We start from the raw sequence: 11,097 nt of genomic DNA, 5'->3' as shown, positions 1-11,097 counted from the left end.
AGTCTCTCCGGGCACTCTCTAGGTTGCAGGTTGTACAAAGCTTTCCTGAAAAGGCAATTATTCTGAGCCGATTTCAGACAACATTACGACGTTAGCGGGTTTCTCCTTAAAGACTTTGAAGAGCTTTTCGTCTTGAGCTGAGGCGATCGTAAAGGTGGTATAGGCTTGCTCTAGGGCAGCCTTATACTGGGCTAACACGTCAGACTCACTCGCTGATGCAACATCAATGTCCTTAATGAGGGTGGAAAACTTTTGCAGAATGTGCAGGCGGTTAACGTTGACTACTTGCGGATCATAGGCAAGCTCAAAGAAGTTGAGGTAGTCCTCTGCATTGACTAGTTGCTGGAACTGCGCTAGGGTTTTGACCATTAGTTCGCCTCCAATTGCTTGAGTTGTTGTTTGAGATCATCAATTTGCCGATAGACGGCGTAGGTTTCAGTGGCTGCCTCAATCAAGCGTTCATAGTCAGTAGGTAAACCCTCTGCTAGGTCATGCAAATCCATCTTCATCTGTCCAGCTTTGCTGGTCAGACGCTTGATTTGCGCTTTTAGGTCATCAATAGTAGGGGTTGTGCTTGTAGGTACCATGACACCTCCTGAGAATTCTAGATGTGCAGTTTTGGGCTAGATAGCCTCTCTTCCAGGGTTTATTAAAGCCTGCCAACTTCAGGGAAGCGGTTTGCCAGGTTGATCCCAGATGCAATGATTTTTGCGCCCTCTGCTTCTAATTTCTCTAGGGAGTCGAAGCCAAAGCGCTGAGCATCTCGGAGGGTTTTGGCTACAACGAGTAAGCGACCAGAAAAGACTAGTGCCCAACCGAACCCTTCATGGCTGAGATCGATGACCACTTGGCAGAGAAGTCCAGTTTCTTCTTCAATGCGGTGGGCGATCGCTCGATAAAACGCTAGGATGCGCCCTTTGGTAATGGGGTCTACCTCACCGTCTACGGAAATTTCTCGTTTCTGGGCTTTGCTGACAACAAAGGGTTTGAGCAGCAGTTCATCACTCCAGTTACGGTAGGTGCCGTAGGGGTCATTGGCACGAATTTGCTGCACGATCGCCTTCAAAAAGGGAGTGATTTCGGGGGTTGCTCCGGTGGCAGGTGCTGTAGGTAAATCAATCGTGGTCATAGGGTTACTTCTTCCTTTACGTCATCAAGGTGTTCAAGTTCATCAAGAGCGGGACTGCGCTGCTGGAGCGCCTTTCTCAGCCAAGGGGGAGGACTTCCATTGAGGGTTTTTACCAATTCTGTCAGCACATCAGTAATGCTTTGATCTTCCGATCGAGCTTTGATGGGGGTGATGCGATGCTTAATCAAGCGTGAGGCAGCACTGCCGCCAATAGCAGAGACGTAGACGATTGTACAGTCATGGAGGGCAGCAATTTTGGGTAGTAACTTATCTTCATTGCCGTCTTCGTTGAGGTTGCCATCAAATTTTAAGGTGTTAACAAAGGTGTATCCCGTTCGGTCTACGTCATACACATCAATCTGTCTGGCAGAGCCAAAATGGGCATCGATATGGATGTTGTCACTGGTGGTGAAGGCAATTTTCATAGGATGTTCCTCGTCACGTTTATGGAAGGATTACTCCTGGCTACTGGATTCTCAATCTCTTGGGAAAAGCTCTTGGGAAAAGATGAGGAGAATTGTAGAGTTTCTCTAGGTTGCTGTGTGGCTTTCCTCCTGCTCCAAAAATAGGTTGCCAATGTCGAACAACAGTTGCATCATGCCGCGATAGCCCACAGTACAGCGTTGTCCGTTACCGAGGCGATCGAAGATGGGGAAGCCCAATCGATAGAGGGGGATATGGTGGCGGCGGGCGACGGTAGCAACGTTGGAGTTGCCAATCAACAAGTCTGACCCCACGGCCAGTTGAGCAAAGTCCTCTAGGTCACCAATGGTCACCGTATTGATAGGCAATTGTTCGAGCAGTGGAGATTTGGTAGTGGTTACAGCGGCTTGAACCTCTGCACCCATACTCTGCAAAAAGTGAACTGTTGACCACAACAAGTCTGGTTCCATAGCTAGGGATACCTGTTTGCGCCCAAAGAAGAAGTGGGTATCTAGCATGGCATCCTGTAGTTGGGCACGCTGACGACGATATTTCTCTGGCACGGGCAACCCACTCAAGTCTGCTAACCCTTCCAAGAAGCTGTCGATCGCGTCCAAGTTACTTAAGCTAGGGAACACTTCATAGGGAATGCCAAACTGTGTGTGGAGGGATTCTGCTGCTTCGCGCATACTTTCCCCTAGAGCCACGGTGTAAACAGAGCTACCAATTTCTCGTAGTTCTGCCAGGGTAGTGCCATCGCTAGTGACGGTGTTGTAAGAGTCGTCTAAATGCCCATCTAGAGATAGGGATAAATCTGGCACGACGATCGCCTGCAAGTCAAAAGCCGCTACCATCTCTTTGATTTCTTGCACATCTCCTGGCGCATAGGCTGAGCTAATGAGCACGGTGATTTGGTTTAGGCGAGTTTCCCCGGGCTGGGGCAATGTCCTAACCATGCTGGTAACCGCGGCGGCAAAACCATCCTGCAAGGCACCTTTGAAATCGGGGGTAGACACAAAGACGATCGGCAAATCATGGAGTTCAGGATGGCGCTTGCGGATAGACTTCAAAATGCCATCCATATCGTCACCACGGGTTTCTGTCAGTCCCGTAGTGCACAAGCCGATGATTGACGGTTTTGACTTTTCTACTAGGGTGAGAATGGCCTGTTCCACATTCTCTTCTCCACCCAAGATTGTACTCACCTCCGTCATTGCCGTTGTAGACAGAGGAATTGCCTCCCGAAAGTGGCGCACTAGCATCACTTTGGCAAAGGCTGTACATCCCTGAGACCCATGGAACAATGGCATAATGCCCTTTAAACCCAGAAAGGCTAGCGCTGCTCCCAGGGGTTGACTTTGCTTCAGGGGGTTCACCGCCACAGATTTTCTGGGTATTGAAACCGTTGCCATTAGATCACCTCCATATCCCAAGGGGCTGGTTTCCGCACTTGTGCCCATACCGGGCTATACAGAGCCTCATCTAGTTCACGAGCCATTTCCAATAGCCCTACATATCCAGCGTAGGGATGATGACGCTCTTGGTTAATATCTAGGAAGGGGATTTTTGCCTTCAAGGCAGTGTATTGATTGCGTCCACCTGCAATCAACATATCGGCCTTGGTTTTAGCAATGACTTGCAGCAGTTCTTGGGCGTTCCCCTTTTCCAGCATGATGCCGTCTTGACCCAATAGCTCCCTAATGCGAGCCTTATCTTCTTCAGTGCTTTTCTTGGTGCTAGTGGCGCACACCTCCATGCCCAGATCCTTCGCAGCCGAGATAATTGACCAGCTTTTCACGCCACCAGTGTAGAGCACGACTCGCTTACCCCGCAGCCTGGCACGGTAGGGAGCTAGGGCTACATCTAGCTTGGCAGTCTCCTCAGCAATAAGGTGCTCTACTCGCTGTTGCAAACTGGTATCTCCTAGCTTGGCGGCAATGTTCCGTAAACAGTGATTCATATCTGCTACGCCATAGAAGGATTCCTCAATATAGGGGATGCCATAGCGTTCCTCCATTTTGCGAGCCATGTTAATGAGTGCCTTGGAGCAAATCATGACGTTGAGTTTGGCGCGGTGAGAGCAGGCAATATCGTGATAACGGCCATCACCCGTAATTTGAGCAAGGACGCGAATTCCCAGTTTCTTGAATAGGGGCAGCACGCCCCACAGTTCTCCGGCAATGTTGTATTCTCCGATCAGGTTGATGTCGTAGGGGGTGGTGTAGTCTGGCTCACGGGTGCCGACTACATACTCTAGCAGGCTTTCTCCACCGACGCGGTTGCCCAGGTTTTTGCTGCCGATAACACCAGGAGAGTTAACGGGAACAACGGGTACGCCTATCTTTTCTGCTGCTTTTTGACAGACCGCTTCTAAGTCATCACCAATTAGGGCAGTGACACAGGTGGAATATACGAAGATAGCTGCGGGGTTGTAGCGATCGTTAACCTCTAGGATGGACTTGTAGAGTCGTTTTTCGCCACCAAAGATGATGTCATTTTCAGTCAGGTCAGTTGTGAACCCCATTTTATAGAGGGTAGGGCCAGAGGAGAGGCTGCCGCGACTACCCCAAGAGTTGCCTGCACAGGCGATCGGCCCATGCACTAGGTGAGCCGCATCAGTAATGGGCACAAGGGCAATCATGGCTCCATCAAAGGCACAGCCCCCCTGAGCAGCCCCTGGTTGGGCAACTTGAGTACAGGACTTGTTTTTACCTTTACCGTCTTTCTTGTGGTTGTGTTCGCAAGCTGACTCGCTCAGGAGTTCGTTGATTTTGCCTTGAGTGAGTTTCATGATGTGTCCGTTATCCTTTGTCGTCTATCAGTTGTTGACCAGTTGTTGACTAGTACGCCAGTGAGCAATGGCTAGTTAGCAAACATATTTGTCGATGGTTTCACCACAGGCCTCAAGATAGTTGAGGGCACGGAACCGCAGAGCAACAAACTCGTTGTAGAAGGGATTTAGTTCGCACAAGGGGGGGATATATAGGCTGTATTTTCCGATGGAGAAGCGATGCTCAAAGGGGCAACTGCGGGGAATCACCTGACAAATGAGGTGAGCAGTGCGGACAGAGCGAATTTCATAGCGATTGATCCATCGGCGAATGGGATCTAGAAGACCAGAGGTAGGCGGTAGGGGGGACGTAATGGTAGGCATAGTGGGTTCTTGAGAATAAAGGCAGAGGGTTAAGTTGTCCTCTTCCCGAACCCCTTTTCCCAGGGGAGCTAGGAGCCAAACCGTTGTCTTAAGCCCCCCTCCCCCAAGTGGGAGAGGGGTTAGGGTGAGGGCATAGTCGGACTAGCGAATCAGGTCATAGGAGATGTCTGTCTTCGCAGGTATGATTGTGTTGCGATCGAGTTCATCCAAGATGGTGTTGACAATCCAGTTAAGGAGGTTGATAGCACCCTGGTAGCCGTAGGTGGCATAGCGATGCAGGTGATGGCGATCAAAGATAGGATAGCCAATCCGCACGATCGGGGTGTGCGTATCCCGCCAGAGGTACTTACCGTAGGAATTGCCAATGAAGAAGTCCACGGGTTCAGTAAACAGTAAGGAGCGCATATGCCACAGATCTCTGCCACCCCAAATCGTGGCACCAGCGCCGAATGGGCTGGAATCCAGCAATGCCCGTAGTTCTGCCTCAAATACATCATTGCTATTGGTAACAACGATATGCACAGGTTCAGCACCTACTTCCAGCAAGAACTGGGTCAAGCCAATCACCAAATCAGGGTCGCCATAGTAGGCTACTCGCTTGCCATGCAGCCATGCTTGGGAATCTGTGAGGGCATCCACCGCACGACCCCGCTCTGCTTCTAGCTCTTGGGGGATGGGCTTGCCAGTCAGAGCTGACAACTTCATCAAAAATTCGTCGGTACCACGGATGCCTACCGGGCGAGCTACATAGGTCGCTTGTCCCCAACTTTCGATCAATTCACGAGTTTTGACCGTGGAGTAGGCTTGGAAGGCGATCGTTGCCTCACCGTTGATAGCATCGGCAGCATCTGCCAACTTAGTGCCACCAGGGTACATGTTGTACTCACCCGTATTGGGAGAATCCAGGTATTCGGAGTTATCAGCCAAGAGAGTATAGTCAATCCCCATTAGGTTGGCAATGCGCTTGATTTCCCGCAAGTTGCCGATGTAGGTCTCAAAGCCAGGAATGAAGTTAATCCTGCCGTTCGTGGTTTCCTGTTTCTTGCCTTCGGTCAGGTTGACCAAGATGCCCTTCATCATGTTGTCGTAACCCGTGATATGAGAGCCGACAAAGCTAGGGGTGTGGGCATAGGGCACAGGGAAGTCTTGGGGCACAGATCCCTCATCCTTCGAGGCCTTGATGAAGGCTTGCAAGTCATCACCAATTACCTCAGCCATGCAGGTTGTGCAAACAGCAATCATCTTGGGCTTGTAGAGGTTGTAGGAGTTGGCTAAGCCCTCTTTCATATTGTTCAAGCCCCCAAACACGGCTGCATCTTCCGTCATGGAGGAGGACACGGCTGAAAAGGGTTCCTTGAAGTGGCGGGTAAAGTGGCTGCGGAAATAGGCGACACAGCCTTGAGAACCATGTACAAAGGGCAGGGTGCCTTCAAAGCCAACCGCGGCTAGGATAGCGCCCAAGGGCTGACAGGCTTTAGCTGGGTTAACAGTCAGGGCTTCACGGGCAAAGTTCTTTTCCCGATATTCCCAGGTCTTTGTCCACTCAGCCGTTTGGGCTACTACATCGGGGTCATGTCCCCCTTCAAACTGTTTCTTAGCCGCAAATAGTTGTTGGTATTCGTCTTGGTGAAAGAGTTCAGCGTGATCTTTAATGCGATCGATATTGTTCTGAGCCATGATGAGAATTCTCCTGAGTCGTTAATTCGTTTGTCGTCCGTTGTCCCCTGTCAATTGCTGCGCATCAACTATGGACAATGACTAGTGACTAATCCTGCTTCCACGGCGTACCAATCAAGTCCCACGTGGGGCTGTTGAGTGCCATATCCATGTCGCGAGCAAAGATAGCAAAGCCGTCATAGCCATGGTAAGGGCCGGAGTAATCCCAAGAGTGCATCTGGCGGAAGGGCAATGCCATTTTCTGGAAGACGTACTTCTCCTTAATACCCGAAGCAACTAAGTCGGGTTTCAGTTTCTTGATAAACTCCTCAAACTCATAGGCAGAAACATCATCATAGATTAGGGTGCCATGCTCAACGTAGTGGGTGGTACGTTTGTAGTCATCATTGTGACCAAATTCATATCCGGTACCCACCAAGGTCATGCCCAAGTCGTGGAAGGCAGGAACCACGTGGCGAGGACGCAGACCGCCAACCATAAGGGCTACGGTTTTACCCTCTAACCGGGGACGATATTTCTCGATTACCGCCTTGGTTTGGGCTTCATACTTGGCAATAACAGCTTCAGCATTGGCCTGAATAGTTTCGTCAAATCGAGCGGCGATCGTCCGCAGTGACTGAGCAATTTGAGTCGGGCCAAAGAAGTTATATTCCAACCAAGGAATACCATAGGCTTCTTCCATGTGGCGGCTGATGTAGTTCATGGAGCGGTAGCAGTGCACCAAGTTTAACTTCACCGATGGCGTATTGACCATTTCGTGCAACGTACCATCTCCAGACCACTGGGCGACAACACGCAGACCAATTTCTTCCAACAGAATGCGGCTAGACCAGGCATCTCCACCAATGTTGTAGTCACCAATGATGGCAACGTCATAGGGAGTTCCTTCAGGGATGTTGCCTGCCTTCTTCTCTTTGTCATATTGAGGGAATACCCAATCGCGAACTGAGTCATTGGCAATGTGGTGACCTAAAGATTGAGACACGCCCCGGAACCCTTCGCAACGGACAGGGACTACTGTCTTGCCAATTTCCTTAGCAGCTTTCTTAGCTACTGCTTCGATGTCATCTCCAATCAAGCCGATGGGACATTCAGACTGAATGGAAATACCCCGGTTCAGAGGAAAGAGTTCCTCTATCTCGGTGATTAGCTTGGCGAGTTTTTTGTCGCCACCAAATACAATGTCACGCTCCTGGAAGTCTGAGGTGAATTGCATAGTACCAAAGGAGTCAATGCCTGTGGTGCCAATGTAGTAGTTGCGGCGACCTGACCAGGAATAGTAACCACAACCAACAGGGCCATGGCTGATGTGGATCATGTCTTTGATTGGTCCCCACACCACACCCTTAGAGCCAGCATAGGCACAGCCACGAGTGGTCATAGAACCAGGCACTGATTTAATATTGGATTTAACGCCACAATCAGATTTGCCTGCTTCGTAAACGTTCAGATGCTTTTCCCGCTTCTTCTTAGCCTTGTCGGGATAGGCTGCTAATACTTCTTGGATTAGTTCTTTCTTGGCAGTAACGGGGTTAGTGTCAAGGGTTTGGGACTCTAGAGGTGTCATAGGTTAGCCTCGCTGGGTAAAGGATAGAGAGATTGAGAGTAGAGGAAATAAACTGGATTAGCAGGTGGGGAGATGTAGCAGGTGAGAAGGGAGACCATGGGGATGCTTGGTATTCATCAGCCCATTGCTTCACGACTTCCTCACAGGTTTGCTGCATCTCCCATCACCCATCACCTACGATCGCAACTAAGCAACGCCAGCAGGGGCGCGAGTACCCTCCTGAATAGCTTTCTGGTACTCTTCTTCACCAGTCAAAATACCGAATTCGACTAGCAGGTCTTCCAGTTCATCCATCGAGATTGGGGTTGGGATGGTGCACTTGGTATTCTCTTTAATCTTCTTCGCTAGGGCGCGGTATTCGTTAGCTTGATTGCTGTCGGGAGCATACTCAATTACCGTCATACGACGCAGTTCAGCGTGCTGAACAATATTGTCACGGGGAACAAAGTGGATCATCTGAGTATTCAGCCGTTCTGCCAGGGTTTCAATTAGTTCAATTTCCCGGTCAACCTTACGGCTGTTGCAGATCAAGCCACCTAGGCGCACGCCACCAGAGTGAGCATACTTCAAAATACCGCGAGCAATATTGTTGGCCGCATACATAGCCATCATTTCACCAGAGGTAACGATGTAAATCTCTTGGGCTTTGCCTTCCCGAATAGGCATAGCAAAACCACCGCAAACTACGTCACCTAATACGTCATAGGAAACGAAGTCTAGGTCTTCATAGGCACCGTTCTCTTCCAGGAAGTTGATGGCAGTGATGATGCCACGACCAGCACAGCCTACACCAGGTTCTGGGCCACCAGATTCAACGCAGCGAACCCCTAAGTACCCTGTGAGCATCACTTCTTCGAGTTCCAGGTCTTCTACCGCGCCGCGCTCAGCAGCTAGGTGCAGAATGGTAGTCTGAGCTTTGCTGTGCAGCATCAAGCGGGTGGAATCTGCTTTGGGGTCGCATCCAACAATCATGATGCGCTCACCCATTTCTGCTAGACCAGCGATCGTGTTTTGCGAAGTGGTGGATTTACCAATGCCACCCTTGCCATAGAAGGCTATCTGTCTAATGCTTTCGTCAGTCATGAAATTATCTCCTTTGGAGTTTGAGCAGTTGTAGATCAGCGCTAGTGGCGCTGGTTTGGGCTAATAATGTTGGTGAAATCGACGGGCGATCAACCAACGGAGTATGCTGAAGGAGCTGGGAGTTCAGGCAACAGCCTCCACGACTAGGGTGGGCAATACACGATCTCGCAATCGCACTTCGATCGCGTTTTTCAGCGTTGCAGTACTGCTTTCACAGGAACCACAAGCCCCTTTCAGCACAACTTTGACCACATCACCCTCCACGTCGTAGAGTTCGACATCACCACCATCGGCCAACAAAATAGGACGCACATCTTGCAACACAGTCTGAATTAGTCCAATTTTTTGCACCGTGGTGAGGGGATGATGGTTTGCCTGAGCGGTGGCAATTTCAGCGGCAACACGGGCAGCCGTCAGGTCAGTTTCTTTGCGGACAGCGGCAATTAAATCTTCGATTTCAGCAGTGCAGGCACTGCATCCACCCCCCGCTTTGACGTAGCTGGTCACCTGTTCCACTGTGGTCAGGTTATTTTCAATCACCACTCGTCGAATTCTGGCTTCGCTGACCCCAAAGCAGCTACAGACCAAATTGCCATCATCGTCGTCATGGTGTTCTACTTCAATGCCCCGATATTTGTAGATGGCAGCTTCCAAGGCTTCTTGCCCCATGACAGAGCAATGCATCTTGGCCTCTGGCAGGCCACCTAAATAATCAGCAATATCACGATTACTAATCTTCAGGGCTTCATCCAAGGTCAAGCCTTTGATCAGTTCTGTTAGGGCAGATGAGGAGGCGATCGCACTAGTGCAGCCAAAGGTTTGGAAGCGAGCATCTAAGATCTTGTCTGTCTCGATTTCAATCTTGAGATGCAGTCGGAGTGCGTCACCGCAGGCAATGCTACCTACTTCGCCATAGACCACTGCAATCCCGGCTTCACCAGTTTCATCGATCGCCCCTTGATTTTTAGGGTTATAAAACAGGTCGAGAACTTTTTCTGTGTAGTCCCACATAATCGTTGTCCTTCTTTATCGCATTCGTTCGTTGTCGGTTGCTGTTTAACCCTCAAATGACTGGCAGTAGTGACCCATGCACTAGTGACTAGCCACGAGGGTACGCTCCTGTAACCAGTCAACTTGGTCGTTGTTAAAGGGGGATAGATCACGCAGGCGTTTCACAATCCCTGGCATAACTTCAAGGGTGCGATCGACCTCAGCATCAGTGGTATAGCGTGACAGACTAAACCGGATAGAGCCGTGCAACGTGGTATAGGGTACCCCCATGGCTCGCAACACATGGGATGGCTCCAGAGAACCAGAGGTACAGGCAGAGCCAGAAGAGGCACAGGTGCCATACTGATCTAAGGAGAGGAGAATAGCTTCCCCTTCGATGTACTTAAAGCCAATGTTGGTGGTGTTCGGTAGACGGTTTTTACGATCGCCATTCACCTCCGTATCTGGAATAGCTAATAACCCCTGTTCTAGGCGATCGCGCAACTTCTTCTCCCGTGCTATATCACCCAGGTGCTGTTGTGCTAGCTCTGCGGCTTTGCCCAAACCAATGATGCCAGCCACATTTTCCGTTCCAGCACGACGACCCCGCTCTTGGTGACCACCAATCAGCAACGGACGGAAGCGGTAGCCCCGGCGAACATACAGAGCACCTATCCCTTTGGGAGCATGGAGCTTATGGCCTGAAATCGTCAGCAAATCAATGGTGCTGGACTTCATATTTAGGGGCAGTTTACCCGCTACCTGCACAGCATCCACATGAAAGCTAGCGCCATATTCCTTAGCGATCGCCCCTGCTTGCTCCACCGGAAACACGGTGCCTGTCTCGTTGTTGGCATACATCATAGATATTAGGGCGGTATTGCCTGTCATGGCTGCTTCTAGTTCCATCAAGTCCACCTGTCCCTTACGGTTGACTGACAGGTAGGTGACGGTATACCCCTGCTTTTCTAAGTGCTTAAACAGGTTGAGCACACAGGCATGTTCCACTTGGGTGGTAATCAGATGGCGGCGCTCTGGTTGGGCTGCAATTGCCGCTCGAATAGCAGTGTTGTT

12 protein-coding genes are annotated in these 11,097 nt (G+C 50.3%); all 12 read right to left on the bottom strand.

What is annotated here, in order from left to right:
- Nucleotides 1-57: 57 nt before the first annotated feature.
- The gene (nifW, locus tag NZ772_06230; GenBank protein ID MCS6813152.1) at nucleotides 58-369 is read right to left on the bottom strand and encodes a nitrogenase-stabilizing/protective protein NifW; all 312 of its coding nucleotides are present in this window, start codon (nucleotides 367-369) and stop codon (nucleotides 58-60) included.
- Nucleotides 369-587, bottom strand: a complete 219-nt coding sequence (locus NZ772_06225; GenBank protein MCS6813151.1) for a CCE_0567 family metalloprotein — start codon at nucleotides 585-587, stop codon at nucleotides 369-371. Before NZ772_06225 ends, nifW begins: the two co-directional genes overlap by 1 nt.
- Before the next feature lie 62 nt (nucleotides 588-649).
- Nucleotides 650-1,129, bottom strand: a complete 480-nt coding sequence (locus tag NZ772_06220) for a NifX-associated nitrogen fixation protein (protein MCS6813150.1) — start codon at nucleotides 1,127-1,129, stop codon at nucleotides 650-652.
- Nucleotides 1,126-1,554, bottom strand: coding sequence for a nitrogen fixation protein NifX (nifX, locus tag NZ772_06215; GenBank protein ID MCS6813149.1), 429 nt, complete (start codon nucleotides 1,552-1,554; stop codon nucleotides 1,126-1,128). Before nifX ends, NZ772_06220 begins: the two co-directional genes overlap by 4 nt.
- A gap of 105 nt (nucleotides 1,555-1,659) precedes the next feature.
- Entirely contained in the window at nucleotides 1,660-2,964 is a 1,305-nt protein-coding gene (nifN, locus tag NZ772_06210) for a nitrogenase iron-molybdenum cofactor biosynthesis protein NifN (protein MCS6813148.1), read from the bottom strand.
- Nucleotides 2,964-4,343: a nitrogenase iron-molybdenum cofactor biosynthesis protein NifE gene (nifE, locus tag NZ772_06205; GenBank protein ID MCS6813147.1), complete on the bottom strand. Its 1,380-nt coding sequence runs from the start codon at nucleotides 4,341-4,343 to the stop codon at nucleotides 2,964-2,966. Before nifE ends, nifN begins: the two co-directional genes overlap by 1 nt.
- Before the next feature lie 75 nt (nucleotides 4,344-4,418).
- Nucleotides 4,419-4,706: a nitrogenase gene (locus NZ772_06200; protein MCS6813146.1), complete on the bottom strand. Its 288-nt coding sequence runs from the start codon at nucleotides 4,704-4,706 to the stop codon at nucleotides 4,419-4,421.
- 141 nt (nucleotides 4,707-4,847) lie between these two features.
- Nucleotides 4,848-6,383, bottom strand: coding sequence for a nitrogenase molybdenum-iron protein subunit beta (gene nifK, locus NZ772_06195; protein ID MCS6813145.1), 1,536 nt, complete (start codon nucleotides 6,381-6,383; stop codon nucleotides 4,848-4,850).
- A gap of 88 nt (nucleotides 6,384-6,471) precedes the next feature.
- The gene (nifD, locus tag NZ772_06190; GenBank protein ID MCS6813144.1) at nucleotides 6,472-7,950 is read right to left on the bottom strand and encodes a nitrogenase molybdenum-iron protein alpha chain; all 1,479 of its coding nucleotides are present in this window, start codon (nucleotides 7,948-7,950) and stop codon (nucleotides 6,472-6,474) included.
- Between the two features lie 186 nt (nucleotides 7,951-8,136).
- Nucleotides 8,137-9,033 (bottom strand): nitrogenase iron protein, encoded by an 897-nt coding sequence (gene nifH, locus NZ772_06185; GenBank protein MCS6813143.1) that lies wholly within the window; start codon nucleotides 9,031-9,033, stop codon nucleotides 8,137-8,139.
- Between the two features lie 123 nt (nucleotides 9,034-9,156).
- Nucleotides 9,157-10,044, bottom strand: coding sequence for a Fe-S cluster assembly protein NifU (gene nifU, locus NZ772_06180; protein MCS6813142.1), 888 nt, complete (start codon nucleotides 10,042-10,044; stop codon nucleotides 9,157-9,159).
- Between the two features lie 81 nt (nucleotides 10,045-10,125).
- The coding region (locus NZ772_06175; GenBank protein ID MCS6813141.1) for an aminotransferase class V-fold PLP-dependent enzyme at nucleotides 10,126-11,097 on the bottom strand (972 nt) is incomplete at its 5' end.

Source organism: Cyanobacteriota bacterium (assembly GCA_025054735.1).
GTDB lineage: Bacteria > Cyanobacteriota > Cyanobacteriia > SKYG9 > SKYG9 > SKYG9.
Note: the sequence above shows the minus strand (reverse complement) of the source record. Positions and strands in the feature narration are given on the sequence as shown.